Genomic DNA, 19,444 nt, shown 5'->3' with positions numbered 1-19,444 from the left:
CTCCATCATTCCGAAGTCTCGGCGTCCAGCAGCACCTCCGCCCGGTGACAGGCGGTCTGCCGGTCGCGCAAGTCCGGCTCGTCACCGAGGCTGCGCAGCTCCGGCCGCTCCGTCGCGCAGCGTGCGACGGCCCGCGGACAGCGATTGCGGAAACTGCAGCCGACACCCACATCGATCGGTGCCGAAACGGAGAGCGGCGGGCGGTCCGGCCGGCCGAAACGGGTCACGTCCGGCTCGGCATCGGCGAGCAGCCGCGTATAGGGGTGCAGCGGGCGGGCGAAGACGGCTTGTGCCGGCCCGCTTTCCACCAGGCGCCCGCGATACATCACGCCCACCCGGTCGGCCACGGCATCCACGACCGCAAGATTGTGCGTGATGAACAGCACGGTCACGCCGCGCCGGTCGCGCAGGTCCATCAACAGGTTGAGCACCTGCGCCTGCACCGACAGGTCGAGCGCCGACACCGCCTCGTCGGCCACGACCAGCTTCGGCTCGGTGATCAGCGCCCGCGCGATGGCGATGCGCTGGCGCTGCCCGCCGGAAAACGCATGCGGGTAGCGTGCCGCATGATCCGGCGACAGGCCGACCGCCTCAAGCATCGCCGCCACTTTGTCCCGCCGCTCGGCCCGCCCCGGCTTGCCGTCCAGCACGTGCAGCGGCTCGGCCACGATGCGACCGACCGTCTGGCGCGGATCGAGCGAGCCGAACGGATCCTGGAACACCATCTGGAAATCGCGCCGCTTGCGCTTCAGTTCGCGCGCCGAGACGCCGAACAGGTCCTCGCCCTCGAACAGGACGCTGCCGGATGTCGGCCGGTCGAGCGCCATGACGAGGCGCGCCAGCGTCGATTTCCCACAGCCGGACTCGCCGACGATCCCATGGATCGTTCCGCGATGAACCGTCATGCTGACATCGGTGAGCGCACGGGTCACATGCCTGCCGGCGAAGAGCCCGCCGCTGGCATAATCCCGCGACAGATGACGGATATCGACAAGCGGTGGCTCGATCATGGCATCGCCTCCCCGGGCGCGCGGATGCAGCGGACGCCGCGGCCGGGCACCGGATATGTCCAGCGGGGCTCTGCCGCGTGGCAGGCGTCGATGCGTTCGGGACAGCGGTCGGAAAAGACGCAGCCGGGCGGAAGGGCGGCAAAGGACGGCACGGTGCCGGGGATCGTCTGCAGCCGCCCATCCTGGGGCTGGCGCCGGGGGACGGCCCGCAGCAGGCCGCGCGTGTAGGGGTTGAGCGGCATCGTCAGCACGTCGCGCGTCAGCCCCTCTTCCAGACGCCGGCCGGCATAGAGAACGAGGGTGCGCGCGCACATGCGGGCGATGACGCCGAGATCGTGGCTGACGAGGATGAGCGCCATGCCGGCATCGCGCGTCAGATCGTCGAGGATGTCGAGGACCTCGGCCTGCACCGTGACGTCGAGCGCCGTCGTCGGCTCGTCCGCGATCATGAGGGCGGGCTTCATGGCGAGCGCGATGGCGATGCCGACCCGCTGCCGCTGACCGCCGGACAGCGCATGCGGATAGGAGCGCGACAGACGCGCGGCCTCCGGCATGCGCACGCGGTCGAGCAGCGTGATCGCCTCCCGGCGCGCCGCGCGCCAGGAAAGCCCGTCCTGGATGACCATTCCCTCGGCGATCTGGTCGCCGACCGTCATCGCCGGATTGAGTGCCGTCAGCGGTTCCTGAAAGATCAGGCCGACGCGGCGGCCCCGCACGGAACAGAGCGTTTCGTCGTCCATGGCCAGGAGATCGCGCCCCTCCAGCAGGATGCGCCCCGTCGGGCGCGCGACCGGGGGAAGAAGTCCCATCACGGCAAGCGCCAGAAGCGATTTTCCCGACCCGCTCTCCCCGACGATGCCGAGCGTTTCCCCGGCCTCCAGCGTCAGGGAGATATCGGTGACGATCGGCTGCCGTGCGCCGTCGGGGCGATCGATGGAAATGGCGAGATTTTCGATCCGGAGCAACGGTTGCGTCATCAGCGGCCCCTTTCGCGCGGATCGAGAAGATCGCGCAAGCCGTCGCCGAGCATGTTGAAGCCCAGCACGGTCAGCGCGATGGCCAGACCCGGCAGGATGGCGAGCCACGGCGCGCGGCCGAGATAGGTCTGCGCATCGGCCAGCATCCGCCCCCAGGTCGGCGCGGGGGGCGCCATTCCGAGACCGAGGAAGCTGAGGCCTGCTTCGGTCAGGATGGCAAGGCCGAGCTGGATCGTCGCCTGCACGATGATCTGGTTGGCGATATTGGGCAGGACATGATCGATCGTGATCCGGATGCCGCCCTTGCCCGCCCCGCGCGCGGCCTGAACATAATCCCGCGACCAGACCTGCAGCGCGGCGCTGGCCGTCACCCGGGCAAAGACCGGCACCATGAACACGGCGATGGCGATGATGGCGGTGGGGCGGCCGGTGCCGAGCAGCGCCCCGAGCATCATGGCCGAGAGAATGGGCGGAACCGCGAAGATCACATCGTTCGCGCGCATCATGATCGCCTCGAACCAGCCGCGCCGGGCCGCAACCGCGACGCCGAGAAGCGTGCCGGCGAGCGCACCCATGACGACCGCCAGCACCGCGATCGACAGCGAGTTCCAGGCGCCGACCATCAGCATCGAGGCGACGTCGCGCCCGAGGTGATCGGTTCCGAGCAGCCCCTGCGCCAAAGGCGGTTTCAGCTTCTGCACGATCTGCAGCTTGGCCGGCGGCAGCGGCGTCCAGACGAGCGACAGAAGCGCGATCGCACCGATGAAGCCGATCACGAGACCGCCGGTCCAGAGCTTGCCATGCGCCAGCCCCCGCCGCAGGGCCGCGGCGAAAGTCCTGCCCCGGCGCGGCGGCGCGGACGGTGCGACCGCGCTCATGTGCGACCCCGCAGGCGCGGGTCGAGCGCGAGATAGGAGAGATCGACCAGGAAATTCATGACGATGACCAGCGCGGCGAAGAACAGGACGACATCCTGCATCACGATGATGTCGCGCTGCGACAAAGCCTGCAAGGCAAGACGTCCGAGGCCCGGCAGGTTGAAGACGTTTTCGACCAGCACCGCGCCGGCGATCAGAAAGGTGAACTGCAGGCCGAGAATGGTGACAACCGGCACCAGCGCATTGGGCACCGCATGCCGCCATAGCGCCTTGCGCCGGGGCAGTCCCTTGGCGCGCGCGGTGCGCACGAAATCCTCGTTCATCACCTCGATCACCGCCGAGCGCGTGACCCGGGTCAGCACGCCCGCCTGCGGCAGCGCCAGCGCGATGGCCGGCAGAACCAGCGCGCCCAGCGCCGGCAGGACCCCCGCCTGCCAGCCGGGAAAGCCGCCGGAGGGAACCCAGCCGAACGAGACGGAGAAGACCAGCACCAGCAGCAGACCCACCCAGAAACCGGGCACGGCAATGAACATCTGCGACAGAAAGCCGACCGCGGTATCGACCACGCTATTGCGCCGGGCGGCCGAGGCGACCCCGAGCGGAATGGCGATGGCAACCGACAGGAGGATGGCAAGGAAGGCCAGCGGCAGCGTCACCACCAGCCGCTCGGCGATCAACCCGGCCACGGGCACGCCGTAGGTATAGGACATGCCGAGATCGCCGGTCGCCACACCGGCGAGCCAGGAGAGATAGCGCAGCACCAGCGGCTGATCGAGCCCGAGCTCCCGCCGCAACGCCTCCAGCGTCTCCGGCGTCGCCGACGTCCCCAGCATGATCGCCGCGGGGTCGCCCGGCAGCACGTCCATGACGAGGAAGATCAGCGCGGAGACGGCAAGAAGCGTCAGGACGAGGCTGGCGATGCGGCGGAGAAGCAGGCCGGTCATGCGATGCTCCGACACCGGACGCGGTCACATGACAGCCTCAGCGCCGCCGTAACCGCAGGGCCCGTGGCCGGCCCCTCATCCGGCTGCCGCCACTTTTTTCCCATCCGGACGGGGAGAAAGAACCTGGGCTGAGCGCCCTCCGAATCCAGGATCGCAGCGCACGACGCGTCCCCTCTCCCCGCAGGCGGGGAGAGGGTTAGGGTGAGGGGCTGCCGCGGAGGTCGGAGCGTGCCGTCGGTCCGCCTGGCACTTGCCCCCCTCACCTCCACAGCGGCCATCACACAGGGACTGCTCGCTTTCATTCCTCCCAGTAAACCTCGCTCAGCACATTCGACGGGATCGGCTCGTTTTCCCAGAGACCCTTGAGCTTGGCGTTCCACACGCCGAGCTTGGGCATGACGAAGAGGAACAGGGCCGGAACGTCCTCGGCAAGAATCGTCTGCGCATCCTGATAGAGCGCGTCCTGCGCCGCCGGGTCGGCCGTCGCCTCGATCTTGTTGATGATCTCGGAAAAGGCCGGGTTCTTGTAGTTGAAGTAGTAGGGATCGCGGGCGTAGATATCGATGTCCATCGGCTCGGCATGGGCGACGATGGTCATGTCGTAATCGGCGCCCTTCAGCACGTCCTGCACCCATTTTGCCGGAAACTCGGTCGGCTCGATGGTCATGGTCACGCCGATTTCCGCCAGCATCGCCTGCATCACCTCGGCGCTGCGCGGCGCATAGGCCATCTGCGGCGTCTTGATCGTGAAGGCGAAACCATCGGGATAGCCTGCTTCCGCCAGAAGCGCCTTGGCCTTCTCGACATCATAGGGGAGCTTCGCCGTGAGATCGACATAGGCCCGATCGTTCGGGGTGTAGTGGCTGCCGATCGCGGTGCCGAGGCCGGACCAGGCGCCATCGATCACGGTCTGCCGGTCGATCGCCATCATTAGCGCCTGGCGCACGCGCTTGTCGTTGAAGGGCTTGCGGGCATTGTTCATGCCGGCGACGACCTTGAGCTCGGTGTTGCCGATCACGGTCACGAGGTCGGCATTGTCCTTGAAGTTGTCCATCAGCTCGGGCGCGGCAAATTCGGGAAAGGCATCGACGCCGCCGGTGGTCACCGCCGCGGCCTGCGCCTGCGCGTCGGCGATGAAGCGGAAGGTCACCGTCTCCAGACGAACCTTGACGGCCTTGTTCCAGTAGTTCGGATTGGCGGCCAGCTCCACGCGGTCGCCCTTGGTCCAGCTGACGAAGGTGAAGGGGCCGGTGCCAACAGGCTTTGTCTTGTCGTCGGCCGCACTTTTCGTGCCGACCATGACCGAGGCCGGCCAGCCGAGCCAGTAGAGCAGGCTTCCCTGAGGTTTCTTCAGCTTCAGCACCAGCGTCGCCTTATCAGGCGTTTCGATCGTGTCGATGGCGGCAAAGAAGCGCTTCTGCCCGTTGGTCGAATCCGGCCCACGGGCGCGGTCGAGCGAAAATTTGGCGACCGAACTGTCGAAGGCCTCGCCATCATGGAAGGTCACACCCTCCTGCAGCGTGAACGTATAGGTCAGCCCGTCGGGCGAGATCTCCCAGCTCTTGGCGAGCTGCGGCACGATCTTGCCCTCACGGTCGATGGCGACCAGCCCCTCGAACACGTTCTGCCAGGTCACTTGGCCGATGGCGACGGGTGCAGCCGCGGTCGGATCGAGCCCCTGCGGCTCGATCGTCATGCCGAGAACGAGCGATGTCCTGGCGGCAAAGGCGCCATGGGATGAAAAGAGCAACGCCGTGGAAAGGGCAGCACTTGCAAGGATCGCGCGGATCCTCCGGGCGGGGCTCATGTCGAAAGGCATCATGCTCGTCCCTCGTTTCATGCCTGCTGAAACCAGCATGACAGAAGTGTGGCATCCGGATCGGCACGACACAACGGAAATCATGCGGCACTGCACAATTCACGCCGCGCTTATGTTCGCGCCATTCCGTCTTCGTGCAGGGCCGCAGCGGCAGGATGTCCCGCGTACTGATCTATCGGTCCGTCGCCGGCATGCTGCTGCTGGCGGCCAGCCTCCTGCTTTTCGCCAACGCGCGCGATGCCCTGCGGCGCGCCCGCGCGACGCGCGGCTCGGGACCCTACGTCGCGGCCGGCACCGGCGCTTCCGCGCCGGGCTTCGGCTGGCGGCCCTTGAAGATGCGGCGCACGGTGACGAACAGCAGCGGAATGAAGAAGATCCCGATAAAGGTCGCCGCGATCATGCCGCCCATGACGCCGATGCCGATCGAGTTCTGCGCGCCCGATCCGGCGCCGCTCGCGATCGCCAGCGGCGTGACGCCGAGGATGAAGGCGAGCGAGGTCATCAGGATCGGTCGAAGGCGCTGGCGGGACGCTTCCATCGTCGCCGAGACGAGATCCTTTCCCTGGGCCTGCTGCTCCATGGCGAATTCGACGATCAGGATCGCATTCTTCGCCGCGAGCCCGATGGTCGTCAGAAGACCGACCTTGAAATAGACGTCGTTGGATTCCCCCATGATAGTGGCGGCAAACAGCGCCCCGAATATGCCGATCGGCACGGCGAGCATGACGGCGAAGGGAATAGACCAGCTCTCGTAAAGCGCGGCGAGCGCGAGGAACACGACGAGGCCGGAGATGAGGTACAGTTGCGTTGCCTGGCTGCCCGACAGCCGCTCCTGCGCCGAGAGCCCGGTCCATTCATGCGCAAAGCCCGCGCCCTGCTCCGCCATGATCGTATCGATGACGTTCATGGCGTCGCCGGAACTGACGCCGGGTGCGGCCGAGCCCTGGATCTCCACCGCGGACGAGCCGTTATAGCGCTCGAGACGCGGCGAGCCGAACGACCAGCTGCCGCTCGCAAAGGCGGAGAACGGCACCATGCCATTGTCGGAGTTGCGGACATACCAGGTGTCGAAATCTTCCGGCTGCATGCGGAAATTCTGGTCACCTTGCAGATAGACCGGCTTCACCCGTCCGCGATCGATGAAATCGTTGATGTATTTCCCGCCCCAGGCCGTGGACAAGGTCGTATCGATATCGGACAGGCCGAGATTGAGAGCGCTTGCCTTTTCCTGGTCGATGTTCACCTGATACTGCGTCTGGTCCTCCTGCCCGTTCGGCCGGGTTCCCTGCAAGAGCGGGCTCTGACCGGCCGCGGCCAGCAGCTTGTTGCGCATCGCGATCAGCGCCTCATGCCCTTCGCCGTTAATGTCCTGGAGATAGACGTCGAAGCCGCCGGAGTTGCCGAAGCCCGGAATGGCGGGTGGCGCAAGCGCGGTAACGGAACCGTCCTGGATTTTCGAGAAGGCTTTTCGCGCCCGGGCGACGATGGCGGACGCGCTGCCATTGGGATCGCTCCGCTGATCGAAACCCTTCAGCCGCACGAAGGTGAGGCCGACATTCTGTCCCTGTCCGCCGAAGCCGAAGCCCGCAGCACCGAACACGCCGTCGACATAGGCCTTCTCCTGATTGAGGTAGTAATCCGTCACCTGCCGCATGACCTTGATGGTGCGGTCCTGCGTGGCGCCCGGCGGCAGCTGGACGCTGGTGATGAGGATGCCCTGGTCTTCTTCAGGCAGGAACGAGCTCGGCAGCCGGTTGAAGAGATAGACGACGGCGCCGATGATGAGGAAGAACACGAAGAGGAAGGCGAACGGTCGGCGGATCATGCCGGAAATGCTGCGCTGATAGCCATTGGTCGTGCGGTCGAAACCCCGGTTGAAGACTCCGGAAAGCCCCTTTTTCTTCGCCCCCTCCTTCGGCTTCTTCAAAAGGGTCGCGCACAGCGCCGGCGTCAGCGTCAGCGCCACGACGACGGACAGGACCATGGCCGAGACGATCGTCACCGAGAACTGCCGATAGATGATGCCGACCGAGCCGGAGAAGAACGCCATCGGAATGAAGACGGCCGACAGCACCGTGGCGATGCCGACCAGCGCGCCGGTGATCTCGTTCATGGACTTGATGGTCGCCTCGCGCGGCTCCAGCCCCTCCTCCTCCATGATGCGCTCGACGTTTTCGACGACGACGATGGCATCGTCGACCAGAAGCCCGATGGCCAGCACCATGGCGAACATGGTGAGCGTATTGATCGAGTAGCCGAAGGCGGAGAGCACTCCGAACGTGCCGAGCAGGACGACGGGCACCGCGAGCGTCGGGATGAGCGTGGCACGAAGACTTTGGAGAAACACCAGCATGACCACGAAGACCAGCACGATCGCCTCGATCAGCGTCTTGATCACATCCTTGATCGACAGCCGGACGAAGGGCGTGGTGTCGTTGGCATAGGCGACCTCGACATTCTGCGGCAGCGTTTCGCGCAGATTGTCGATGGCGGTCGTCACGGCCTCTGCCGTGTCCAGCGCATTGGCGTTGGCGGCGAGATAGATGCCGAGGCCGGAGGCGTTCTTGCCATTGTACATGCCGGACGTGTCGTAGCTCTCGGCGCCGAGCTCGACGCGGGCGACGTCGTTCAGACGGACGAGCGAACCGTCGGGAAGGCTCTTGATAATGATGTTCTCGAACTGCTCGGGCGTCTGCAGCCGGCTCTTGGCGGTCACGGTCGCATTCAGTTGCTGGCCCTGGCGCTGCGGCAGGCCGCCGAGCTGCCCGGCCGAAACCTGCGTGTTCTGCGCCTCGATGGCGCTCGAAACGTCACTCGCCATCAGGCTGTACTTCACCAGCTTGGCGGGATCGAGCCAGATGCGCATCGCATAGCCGGAACCGAAGATGCGCGTGTCGCCGACGCCGGGCACGCGCTTGATCGTGTCGTTGAGCGTGCTGTCGATGTAATCGGACAGGTCGAGCGAGGAGAGGCTGTTATCGGTGGAGACTAGGGCGACGACCATCAGGAAGCCGGTGGAGGCCTTGGCGACCGTGATGCCGCTCGACTGCACGCTTTGCGGCAGCTGCGATTCCACGAGCTGGAGCTTGTTCTGCACCTGCATCTGCGCGACATCCGGGTCGGCGGCATTGGTGAAGGTGAGCGAGATCGTCGCCGAACCCGTCGATTGCGAGGTCGAGGTCATATAGTCGAGATTGTCGATCCCGGTCATGCCCTGCTCGATGACCTTGGTCACCGAGTTCTCGACCGTCTGCGCGTCTGCCCCGGCATAATTGGCGCTGATCCGCACCGATGTCGGGGCGATCTGCGGATATTGCGAGATCGACAGCGTGGTGATGGCGAGGACGCCCGCCAGCATGATGCAGATAGAAATGACCCAGGCGAAGATCGGCCTGTCGATGAAGAAACGCGACATGGGCCGACCTCAATTCTTTGCAGCAGGCAGGACGGGAGCAGCGGAGGCCTCTTTCGCCGGCGCGGCGGCCGTCGAACCGGCCTCGGCCTTGACGGGTGCCGGCCCTCCGGTCTGCTGGGCCTGTTCGAGTTCGCCGGTGGCGTCGTTGACGATGACGTTCGATGTCGTCACGTCCTGGCCGGCACGCACGCGCTGGCCCCCCTCGACCACGACGTTCTCGCCGTCCTTGATGCCCTCGGCGACCAGCCAGCTATTGCCGATGCTGCGATCGACCGTCAGCACGCGCTGCTCCACCTTTCCCTCCGGGGAGACGAACAAGGCCGTTGCCTCGCCCTTGGTGTTGCGCGAGACGGCGCGCTGCGGCACCAGATAGCTGTTCTGACGGATGCCCTCCTGAATCATGGCGCGGACATAGACGCCCGGCAGGAGCAGTTGCTGGGGATTGGGAAACTCCGCCCTGACGGTGACCGAGCCCGTGGTTTCCTCGACCGCGGCATCGAGAAACTCGATCCGGCCGGTCCGGTCATAGTCGGAGCCGTCCTCCAGCTTCAGCTTGACGCTGACATTGGCGCCCGTCGTCTTCAGGCGCCCGTCCTCGATGGCGCGCCGCAACTTCAGGAGGTTGGCGCTCGATTGGGTCACATCGACATTGATCGGGTCGATCTGGCGGATCGTGGTCAGTGACGTCGTCTGGTCGGCGGTCACCAGCGCCCCGACCGTGACGGTGGACGCCCCGACGCGACCGCCGATCGGCGCACGGATCTTGGTATAATCGAGGTTGATGCGGGCCGTCTCGAGCGCCGCCTTCGCCGAGGCGACATCGGCATTGGCCTGCGCCAGGGCGCCCTGCGCCTCGTCGAGATCCTGCTGGCTCACCGCGTCGCTGCGGCTGAGGCCCTTGTAGCGATCGACCTTCGCCTGCGCGCTCGGCACCGCGCCGTTCGCCTTGGCGACGGCCGCGACCGCGCTGTCATAGGCCGCCTGATAGGTCGCGGGGTCGATCTCGTAAAGCACATCGCCTTCCTTGACCGATCCGCCCTCCTGGAAATTGCGCTTGCGCACGATCCCGCCGACCTGCGGCCGGACTTCGGCGATCAGCGATGCGGCCGTGCGTCCCGGCAGAAGCGCCGTAATGGCGACGGAGGTCGGGTGCAGCGTCATAACGCTGACCTCGGGCTTCACCGCCGGCGCGTTCGCAGGCTTCTGCTCGGTCTTCTCGTTGCACCCGGCAAGGGCGAAAAGCGCACCGAACAGGACCGCGGGCAGGACATGGCGGATATGGGACACGTGGGAAATCTCCGGAGGCGACGGAACGGACATAGGCCGAACCCCACGCCAGACATCCCCATGATTGCGGCAATCTTCAGCAGATCCTGATATTTTTTCGATTGAGGCGTTTTGGCGCGTCCAACACGCAGCCTCAAGGTCTCAGAGCGAGGCGGTGATGCCACCATCGACATAGAGGACATGGCCGTTGACGAAAGAGGATGCGGCGGATGACAGGAACACGCAGGCGCCGACCAGTTCGTTCACCTGCCCCCATCGCCCGGCCGGCGTGCGCTTGCCGAGCCAGGCCGAGAAGTCCGGGTCCGCGACCAGGGCTGCGTTCAGCGGCGTCTCGAAATAGCCGGGCGCGATCGCATTGCACTGGAGCCCGTAGCGCGCCCAGTCCGTCGCCATGCCCTTGGTGAGGTTCGCCACGGCACCCTTCGTCGCCGTGTAGGGCGCGATCGAGGGACGTGCGAGCGCGCTCTGCACGCTGGCGATATTGACGATCTTGCCGGCGCCACGCGCGATCATATGCCGCGCCACCGCCTGCCCCACATGGAAGACACTGGCGATATTCGTCTGCAGCAATCGCTCGAAGGCCTCCGGCGGAAAGTCTTCGAGCGGCGCCCGATGCTGCATGCCGGCATTGTTGACGAGAATGTCGATCGGCCCGACCTCTGCCTCGAACCCATCGATGGCCGCCCGCACCGCATGGTGATCGGTCGCGTCGAAGACGAGGCTGAGGGCTTTTGGCACGGCCGCAGCCGCAGCCTTCAGCTTTGCCGCATCGCGCCCGTTGAGCACAACCTGCGCACCGGCGGCCTGCAGCCCCCGCGCAAGCGCCAGCCCGATGCCTTGCGAAGACCCCGTGACCAGCGCGCGACGTCCGGTGAGATCGAAAAGGGCAAGGCTCATGACGGGATCTCCGTCTCATGGGTCGAACGCGACCGGACTGTTTCCGGAGCGGAGGAAAGCTGCGCCTCAATCGCCGCCGTGTCGATCACCGACCAGACCTCCGCGATCCGGCCGGCGCAATAGGCATAGAAGACATGTTCCGTGAACCGGACGGTCCGACCGTTCACCGGCAGCCCCAGGAAAGCGCCGATCGGCGTGCAGTCGAACGCAAGCCGGCTGGCGATGACGGGGGGATCGGCGACCAGCTGGACGATCCGGAAGGCGAGATCCGGGATCTCCCGAAAATCCGTCTCCAGCATCGCCCTGTAACCGGCAAGGCCGAGCGGCCGGCCATTGTGCCGGACGTCCTCGCCGACGAACTGCGACAGCGCGTTCCAGTCCTGACGGTTGAGACAGTCGATATAGTCGCGATACAGTCTCGAAAGATCAGTGCCCGTCATGGCAATCTCCGCTATGTCCCAGATGAGAGGGAGCGCGGTCGGGAGAGCCCCGGAGGGGCGCGGCGAGAGCGCTTGCGCGAGAGGAGTTAGAGCACCATGTCGTTTTTCGAAGCCATCGATCCCGTGTTTTCGACCTATGTCTTCGGCAATGGGCCGGTGAAGCAGCTGGCAACCGGCTTCGACTGGGTCGAGGGCCCGGTCTGGTTCGGCGACCTCAATTGCCTGCTGTTTTCCGATATCCCCAACGACCGCATCCTGCGCTGGTCGCCGGATGGCGGCCTGTCCACCTTCCGCGCGCCGTCGAATTTCTCCAACGGCCAGACGCGCGACCGCCAAGGCCGCCTGATCACCTGCGAACACGGGACGCGCCGGGTGACGCGAACGGAATATGACGGCGGGATCACCGTCATCGCCGACCGGTTCGAAGGAAAGCGCCTGAACTCCCCGAACGACGTCATCGTCGCCTCCGACGGTGGCATCTGGTTCACCGATCCGATCTACGGCATCTTCAGCGATTACGAGGGCCACCGCAGCGCGCAGGAACTGCCCTGCAACGTCTACCGGGTCGATCCCTCGGGCGAGATCCGCGCGATGCTCACCGATTTTCGCTCGCCGAACGGCCTGGCCTTCAGCCCGGACGAACGCCGGCTCTACGTCGCCGATACCGGCCTGCCGCACAGCGACGACCCCTGCCATATCCGCGTCTTCGATGTCGCCGAGGACGGCCGGCTCTCGGGCGGCGCGGTCTTCCATGTCATTTCGCCGGGCGCTGCGGACGGCATCCGGCTCGACAGCGAGGGCAATGTCTGGTCGTCCGCCGGCGACGGCGTACACTGCATCGCGCCGGACGGGCATTTGATGGGCCGCATCCTCCTGCCGGAGCGGGCGTCCAATCTCTGCTTCGGCGGCCGCGAGCGCCATCGCCTGTTCATCACGGCGACGACAAGCCTCTACGTCGTCGCTCTCAACCGCAACGGCGCGCTCTGACGATCCATCTCAGATGCCCGGATCACCGCCTCGGTCTCGCCGCGCGGGCGGGGACGGCCGAGAAAATAGCCCTGCACTTCGCCGAATCCTTCGCGGCGGAGCGCCTGCAGCTGCTCTTCGCTCTCCACACCCTCGGCCAGCGTCGTGGCGTTGAAGCCGGAGCCGATGCCGACGACGGCGCGGATGATGGCAAGGCTGCCGGCATCCGTCTCGATGCTCGACACGAAGCTCTGGTCGAGCTTGATCTTGTCGAAGGCGAAAGCGCGCAGATAGGAAAGCGAGGAATAGCCGGTGCCGAAATCGTCGATGGCGATGCGCAACCCGAGCGCCTTCATCGCGCGCAGGAGCGGCAGGCTTTGCCCGACGTCGGACAGAAACACCGATTCCGTGATCTCGATTTCCAGTCGTTCGGGCGCAAGGCCGCTGGTGTCGATCGCCCCGCGCATCGTCTCCAGCAAGGAGGCATCGCGAAACTGCGAGACGGAAAGATTGACCGCAACCCGCAGATGGGCCGGCCAGAGCGCGGCCGTGCGGCACGCCTCGTTCAGCACCCATTCGCCGATCGGCACGATCAGCCCGGTTTCCTCGGCCACGGGAATGAAGTCGAGCGGCGCGACCAGTCCACGCTCCGGATGGTTCCAGCGGATCAGCGCCTCGAAACCGGCAAGCTCTGTCCCCTCCATCCGGTAGATCGGCTGGTAGTAAAGCTCGAACTGCCCCTCCTCCAGCGCGTGGTGCAGCGCCAGCGTCATCTCGTGACGCCGCTCGGCTCTCAGCCGCATTTCGGGACGATAGACACAGGAGGTCGAGCGCCCGCCTTCCTTGGCCGCATAGAGCGCGAGATCGGCATCCCGCATCAGTCCGTCGTCGTCGGTCGAGTGATCCGGCGCGCAGGCGATACCGATGCTGCAGCTGACGTGCTCGGCGATGCCGTCGAGGTCGAACGGCCGACGAAGCTCCGCAAGCAGCCGGTCGGCCACCTCCTCCGCCGAGCGGCCATCCTGAAGCTGCAGCACGATGGCAAACTCGTCACCGCCGAGCCGCGCCACGAAATCGCCCGCCCGCACGATGGACAGCAATCGGTCGGCGACCTGGCACAGCAGGGCATCGCCTGCGGCATGTCCCCGGCTGTCGTTGATGTTCTTGAAATGATCGATATCGAGATAAAGCAGCGCCACCGGCGCGTCCGCCGTCGCAAGGCGGGCTGCACGCCGGATGTGATCGCTGAAATGGGCCCGGTTCGCAAGGCCGCTCAGGGAATCGTGCATCGCCATGAAGGCAAGCCGGGCTTCGATCTTGCGCTCTTCGGTCACATCCTGGGAAATGCCGAGCACGTAGCGGAGCCGCTCTCCGTTGCTGGCGGGCAAGGTGCGCTTGGCGGTGTGCAGAATGCGCGTGGTGCCGGCGAGATCCTCGATGGTCTCCTCGAAGGTCAGCGTTCCCTCCGTCTCGAAAGCCCGGCGGTCCTGGTCGCGAAACAGCTCCACCTGGCGCGCGGGAAAGATGCTGCGGTCGGTTTTCCCGGCGATCTCTTCGGGCGGCGTGCCGAATGCGGCGCTGCAGGCCGCATTGAAGAGCACGTATCGCCCGTCATCCGCCATGTCCTTGACGAAGACCGCAACCGGCAGGTTCTCGATGATGCTGTCGAGCAGGGTCCGCGTTTCGTCGGTCTTCTGGCGGGCGGCATTCACCTCCGTGCGGTCCTGGACGATGGCGAGGATCGCCTGCCGTCCTTCGAACTGCAATTCGCGGCCATAGGTCAGCACGTCGAGCGCCGTTCCGTCGGCCTTCAGATGCGTCCACCGTTCGGCCCGGTCGACGTCGCTGCGCGCCGTGACGGCTTCGATCATCCGCTGGCGCTCCCACGGGGGACGGATGTCGAGAACGGTCATCCGGTCATAGGCCTGCCGGCCGTAACCGTAGAGCGCGACCGCCGCGTCGTTGACGGTGAGAAACCGGTAGGTGCGCGGGTCGTAGATCCACATCGGCGAAGGATGTGTCTGAAACAACATGCGAAAGTCATCCGTCTCCACAGGCAGTCGCGCAGATGCTCCCAGAACGCTTACCATCGAGATGTCCCGAACCTTGTGGTCAAACGATAGAACTATCAGTGAAAGCTGAATGAATACAGAATGATAGAAAGTCCAAGGATTGAGCAGACGCCGCAATTTTGTGCATAATATTAGAAAAGACTTCCAAAAGCGATCTCTGCCTCATCAAGAAACGGCGGTCAGGACGAAAAAACATCATCCCCGATCGCCCTGGCAAGCTTCTCCGCTTCGCATGGGAACCTGCGGCAGCCGGGCGCATTCCCTCGATGGAGGCATCGGCAGATCTTGCTCGCTCTGCATCCCTCACCATGGCCGGGAGACCGCATCCTTTGCATTTCGTTGGACGTATCGCCGAACTCTGGCGCTATCCCGTCAGTTCGCTCGGCGGGGAGCGTATGGACTGTCTCGACATCGCGGTGGCGGACGATGAGTCGGGCGGCCTCGACTATCCGACCGGTGGCGTTGCCGCCAATCGCGCCTTCCTGATCTTCGATCCGGAAACCCGCGAGCCTGCGGCACCGGAATCGAGCCCGCGCTGGCGCAAGGCCCTCCACCTCGTCTCGCGCCTGCGGCCGGACGGCATGGCGGAAATCGGTTTTCCCGACGGCGCGTTTCTGGCGGCCGACGCGCCGGACATGGACGAGCGCCTGTCCGACCATTTCGGCTTTCCCGTCGGTCTCGCGGAAACGCGGGGCACAGGCCGAAGCTGGCCCGTCATCGCGCCGCGCTACACGGCAAGCCCGCTCCACATCCTCACCACCGCCTCGATCGACGCCATTCGCGCCGGCGATCCCGCCTTGGCGCTGGACGCACGCCGGTTCCGGCCGGATCTCCTGATCGACACCGAGACCGAACCGGGTTTCGTGGAGAACGACTGGATCGGACGCCGCGTCGTCATCGGCACGCTGGAGATCCGCGTGAGCGAAGGCACGAAGCGGTGCGGCATGACGCTCGTCTCCCAACCCGGCCTGCCGGAACAGCCGGACGTCCTGCGCCATATCCTGCGCGGCAACCGGCGCAATCTCGGCGTCTATGCCGACATCGCCGCCCCCGGTCGCGTGACCCTCGGCGACGAGGTGTGGATCGACCCGTGAGCCGTGTCCGCGGTCGACGCGCTACGCCGCGTTCATATCGAACCCGATCAGGCCGCCCGACCGTTCGCCGTTCACGTCACTGAGGATCGCCGTGGAGACGATGCCACCGAGTTCGTGGGCGCTGGTGATGCCCTGAATGAAGGGCAGCTTGTGCAGCAGGAAGGCGATCGACACGCAGTAGAGGTTGCGGTTGACAGGCGCCTCCAGGATCGGACGGAAGACATCGTCGAGATCCACCCCTCCCGTGCGCACCACGGCCGGCGTGTCCGGCATATCGATCAGCACGGACGAAACGGGCGTCGTCGCCTTGCGCACGAAACCGTGCTGGACGAGGCTCGGGAACGGGATATCGCGGGCCGAAAGCGTATGCTGCCCCGTCGCATCGATGAAGGAATCGAACACCTCCCTGCGGCCGTCGAACAGAACGACGGCGCCGCGCTCGACGCTCTCATTGTCGATATCGGAGTCTCGGCCGAGGCGAAGCACCTCCAGCTTTCCGGCACGCCGCAGCGCCAGCAAGCGCCGGATCGACTGATGCGGCACGGTCGCGTAGTCGTCGATGAACACGGTCTTGAAGTGCTTGTGGAAGCGCTTCAGATCGTCCTCGTTGAAATGCGGCACGGCCCGCGCGATGACCTCATGCATCCGCAGGATCGCATAGCGCCAGCCGATCGTGTGCTGTTCAAGCTCGTTCTTCTCGGCTTCCGCAAGGTTCGCCGCAGCCCAGACGAAGGCGTCGGCCCCCTCCCGGTCTGCGAAATAGGCCGGCGCCAGCGTCTCCACCGTCAGCATCCCCAGTCCGATCCGTGCGGCATAGGCCGGATCGGCCGCGAGCAATTCGGCACGGAAAAGGTCGAAGATCGGATCGAGCAGATCCCCTCGGCCGCTGGCAACCAGCGCATCCACCGCCTCCGGCGTGCAGATCGACAGTGGCAGATACGGATAGGGACAATAGAAATCGGCTTCCGGCAGCACGCCCTTGCGCGACATCAGCGCGGCGGCGAACGCCTCAGTTCCGGGCGACGGGAAATATTCGAGCGATCCGGCGGCATCGAGATAGAACGCCCCATGGGCGGTTGCGACCGAGATCAGTGCATCGATGGCACTCAGCGACGTGCCGAGAATGCCGACCCGGCCCGGCGGAATGGTCTTCAGCACCGGTGCCGGCCAGGGCGACATGAAATAGCCGGGGCGCGTCTCGGTCGTCTCCGGCCAGTCATGACCCGTCGCCATCACCACATGGTCGAAAGCATAGTGCTTTTCGCCCTCCGGACCGGTGGCGGTAACGGCGATGTCGGCGGGGTGAAGATCGATATCATCGACCCGATGCAGCGCCTTGATCTCGATGACATGCCCAGCCTTCCGGCCTTCGATCACGCATTGACGGAACTGGTCCTGGAAGAACTCGCCGAGCACGATGCGCGGATAGAAGGAACGTTCTGCGATGGCGCTGCGCGTCACGTTCATGCGCTCGAGCTCCGCATCCGGCTGACGGCGGAGCCAGGTCACGAGCGTCTCGTAGATCGGCGGCAGCTCGATGCTGGCGATATTGGCGAGCATCGCCTGGTCGTTGATATCGGGATGGTAGGGCGTCCCCTTGCCCGGATCGGCTTCGCTTTCGAACACCGTGATGTCGAGCGGCTGCAGGGAGGAGACGAGGCCGTGCAGCGTGTAGATGCCGGTCGGCCCAGACCCGATAATCGCAATTTTGATTGTCATGAAAACACCGGAACTCGACGGTTGCAGAGGAAGGACGGCTGATGGGCGATGAGGCCCGATGTCACGGCCGAGGTCCGGGACGACAGCTAACCAGACGCCGCAGGGAATGTTCCAGAAGAGGCGGCGCGCTGCCGTACGGTGCGCATCCTCCACAAGATAGGGCGGGTGGACAGAAAGGAAGGGATGCCTATCTCCGGCGTGAACGCAAGGAGACTGCACATGCAAAACAAGGCTTTGATCGTAGGCGCCAGCGGCGTGGTCGGAAGCGCCACGGCGAAGGTCCTGGCCGAGGCCGGCTGGACGGTCACCGGGCTCGCCCGCAAACCCGGCCGCCAGCAGAACGTCACGCCGCTCGCCGCCGATCTTCTAGATGCGGCCTCGCTGGCTGCTGCTCTGGCCGATGTCGCCCCGACCCATGTCTTCATCGCCAGCTGGCTGCGCCAGCCGACGGAGGCCGAGAACATCCGGGTGAACGCGGCCATGGTGCGCAACCTCCTCGATGCCGTGCGGCCGGCAAAAAGCGTGCGCCACGTCGCGCTCGTCACCGGGCTCAAGCACTATCTCGGGCCGTTCGAGGCCTATGGAAAAGGCACGCTGCCGCAGACGCCGTTTCGCGAGGAGCAGGACCGGCTCGATATCGAGAATTTCTATTATGCGCAGGAGGACGAGGTGTTTTCGGCCGCCGGCCGCGACGGCTTCGACTGGAGCGTCCACCGCCCCCACACCATCATCGGCAAGGCGGTCGGCAATGCGATGAACATGGGAACGACGCTCGCCGTCTACGCCGCGATCTGCCGCGAGACCGGCCGCCCGTTCCGCTTCCCGGGCGTGGAAACCCAGTGGAACGGCCTGACCGACATGACGAGCGCGACCGTGCTCGCCCGCCACATGCTCTGGCCTCCACGACGCCGGAAGCGGCTAACGAGGCCTTCAACGTCGTCAACGGCGACGTCTTCCGCTGGAGCTGGATGTGGCAGCGCATCGCCGGCTCCTTCGGCATCGAGGCTGCGCCGTTCGACGGCACGGTCCAACCGCTGGAGACGCAGATGGCCGATGACGCGGCGATCTGGCGCAGGATCGCCGAGCGGGAGAACCTCGTGGAGCACGACATCGACCGGCTGATTTCGCCCTGGCACACGGATGCCGACCTCGGCCGGCCGATCGAGGTCGTGACCGACATGTCGAAGAGCCGCCGCATGGGGTTCACCGTCTACCAGCCGACGGACGATGCCTTCGTCAGCCTGTTCGACGACTTGCGCAGCGAGCGCCTGATCCCCTGAACGGGCAGACCTCTCGACAAACAGCACCAGGGCAGCACCAGGGCAGCACCGGGCGTCGAGCATTGTCCGCGCCGCCCGGTGCTGCTAGGGAGAACATGAGAAATCCCTGATGGAGGGATAGCGGAGGTCTGGGAGGACCGACATGAACGAGCAGAAACCGCGTCTCTTTCTGGACGATCTCGCGATCGGCATGGCGTTTACGAGCGAGACCGTCGCGGTCACGGCAGAGGAGATCCGCAGCTTTGCCGGCCAGTTCGATCCGCAGCCCTTCCATCTCGATGACGCGGCCGCGCGGTTGACGCTGTTCGGTGGTCTCGCCGCCAGCGGCTGGCACACCGCGGCGCTGACCATGCGGCTCATCGTGGAAAGCCTGCCCTTCGACGGCGGCCTCATCGGCACGCGCTGCGAGCTGGCCTGGCCACTGCCGACCCGCCCGGGCGACCGTCTGCGGGTCGAAGGCGAGATCGTCGAGATCACCCCGTCCCGCTCGAAGCCCGACCGCGGCACCGTCGTCACGCACAGCCGGACGCTGAATCAGGATGGCGGTGTCGTGCAAACCCTGACGGCAAGCCTCCTCGTCTTCCTCCGCCCGGCGACGGAGACGAATATGGGAACGAACTAAGCTTTCTTCGCCGGAGCGGGATGG

General features: G+C 65.6%; 14 protein-coding genes and 1 pseudogene. 4 read left to right on the top strand and 11 right to left on the bottom strand.

Annotated features, from left to right (window positions below; all coding sequences use genetic code 11):
- Positions 1 to 5: 5 nt before the first annotated feature.
- From ASG39_RS00555 to ASG39_RS00510, 9 genes are all read right to left on the bottom strand, one after another.
- Complete coding sequence (locus tag ASG39_RS00555) at positions 6 to 1,010, bottom strand: oligopeptide/dipeptide ABC transporter ATP-binding protein (protein WP_062591814.1); 1,005 nt, start codon at positions 1,008 to 1,010, stop codon at positions 6 to 8.
- Positions 1,007 to 1,987, bottom strand: a complete 981-nt coding sequence (locus tag ASG39_RS00550; protein WP_062591813.1) for an ABC transporter ATP-binding protein — start codon at positions 1,985 to 1,987, stop codon at positions 1,007 to 1,009. Before ASG39_RS00550 ends, ASG39_RS00555 begins: the two co-directional genes overlap by 4 nt.
- Positions 1,987 to 2,865, bottom strand: coding sequence for an ABC transporter permease (locus ASG39_RS00545; RefSeq protein WP_082476804.1), 879 nt, complete (start codon positions 2,863 to 2,865; stop codon positions 1,987 to 1,989). The genes ASG39_RS00550 and ASG39_RS00545 overlap by 1 nt, the downstream gene beginning before the upstream one ends.
- A complete protein-coding gene (locus ASG39_RS00540; protein WP_062591812.1) occupies positions 2,862 to 3,809 on the bottom strand; it encodes an ABC transporter permease in 948 nt (315 codons plus the stop codon). Before ASG39_RS00540 ends, ASG39_RS00545 begins: the two co-directional genes overlap by 4 nt.
- A 298-nt stretch (positions 3,810 to 4,107) precedes the next feature.
- Positions 4,108 to 5,631 carry an ABC transporter substrate-binding protein gene (locus ASG39_RS00530; RefSeq protein ID WP_062591811.1) on the bottom strand — a complete coding sequence of 508 codons (1,524 nt, stop codon included), beginning with the start codon at positions 5,629 to 5,631 and terminating at the stop codon, positions 4,108 to 4,110.
- 274 nt (positions 5,632 to 5,905) lie between these two features.
- On the bottom strand, positions 5,906 to 9,043 hold the full coding sequence (locus tag ASG39_RS00525) for an efflux RND transporter permease subunit (protein ID WP_062591810.1): 3,138 nt from the start codon (positions 9,041 to 9,043) through the stop codon (positions 5,906 to 5,908).
- Positions 9,044 to 9,052: 9 nt separating this feature from the next.
- Positions 9,053 to 10,330: an efflux RND transporter periplasmic adaptor subunit gene (locus ASG39_RS00520; protein WP_062591809.1), complete on the bottom strand. Its 1,278-nt coding sequence runs from the start codon at positions 10,328 to 10,330 to the stop codon at positions 9,053 to 9,055.
- 141 nt (positions 10,331 to 10,471) lie between these two features.
- Positions 10,472 to 11,227, bottom strand: coding sequence for an SDR family oxidoreductase (locus tag ASG39_RS00515; protein WP_062591808.1), 756 nt, complete (start codon positions 11,225 to 11,227; stop codon positions 10,472 to 10,474).
- On the bottom strand, positions 11,224 to 11,667 hold the full coding sequence (locus ASG39_RS00510) for an ester cyclase (protein ID WP_062591804.1): 444 nt from the start codon (positions 11,665 to 11,667) through the stop codon (positions 11,224 to 11,226). The genes ASG39_RS00515 and ASG39_RS00510 overlap by 4 nt, the downstream gene beginning before the upstream one ends.
- Positions 11,668 to 11,763: 96 nt before the next feature.
- On the opposite strand from ASG39_RS00510, the gene ASG39_RS00505 reads away from it, so the two are divergent.
- Complete coding sequence (locus tag ASG39_RS00505; protein WP_062591803.1) at positions 11,764 to 12,654, top strand: SMP-30/gluconolactonase/LRE family protein; 891 nt, start codon at positions 11,764 to 11,766, stop codon at positions 12,652 to 12,654.
- Here ASG39_RS00505 and ASG39_RS00500 read toward each other — a convergent pair.
- The gene (locus ASG39_RS00500) at positions 12,618 to 14,723 is read right to left on the bottom strand and encodes an EAL domain-containing protein (protein ID WP_062591802.1); all 2,106 of its coding nucleotides are present in this window, start codon (positions 14,721 to 14,723) and stop codon (positions 12,618 to 12,620) included. The genes ASG39_RS00505 and ASG39_RS00500 overlap by 37 nt on opposite strands.
- Before the next feature lie 311 nt (positions 14,724 to 15,034).
- Between ASG39_RS00500 and ASG39_RS00495 the strand changes: the two genes are divergently transcribed.
- A complete protein-coding gene (locus tag ASG39_RS00495) occupies positions 15,035 to 15,799 on the top strand; it encodes an MOSC domain-containing protein (protein WP_062591801.1) in 765 nt (254 codons plus the stop codon).
- A gap of 21 nt (positions 15,800 to 15,820) precedes the next feature.
- On the opposite strand, the gene ASG39_RS00490 is transcribed toward ASG39_RS00495, so the two are convergent.
- A complete protein-coding gene (locus tag ASG39_RS00490; RefSeq protein WP_062591796.1) occupies positions 15,821 to 17,518 on the bottom strand; it encodes an FAD/NAD(P)-binding protein in 1,698 nt (565 codons plus the stop codon).
- A gap of 219 nt (positions 17,519 to 17,737) precedes the next feature.
- Between ASG39_RS00490 and ASG39_RS00485 the strand changes: the two are divergent.
- Together ASG39_RS00485 and ASG39_RS00480 are read left to right on the top strand one after the other, a co-directional pair.
- Positions 17,738 to 18,798 (top strand): annotated as a pseudogene (locus tag ASG39_RS00485) (SDR family oxidoreductase).
- A gap of 142 nt (positions 18,799 to 18,940) precedes the next feature.
- A complete protein-coding gene (locus tag ASG39_RS00480; RefSeq protein WP_062591791.1) occupies positions 18,941 to 19,420 on the top strand; it encodes a MaoC family dehydratase in 480 nt (159 codons plus the stop codon).
- Positions 19,421 to 19,444: the final 24 nt, after the last annotated feature.

It is taken from the genome of Rhizobium sp. Leaf371 (genome assembly GCF_001424045.1).
In the GTDB taxonomy this organism is placed as follows: Bacteria; Pseudomonadota; Alphaproteobacteria; order Rhizobiales; family Rhizobiaceae; genus Ferranicluibacter.
Note: the sequence above shows the minus strand (reverse complement) of the source record. Positions and strands in the feature narration are given on the sequence as shown.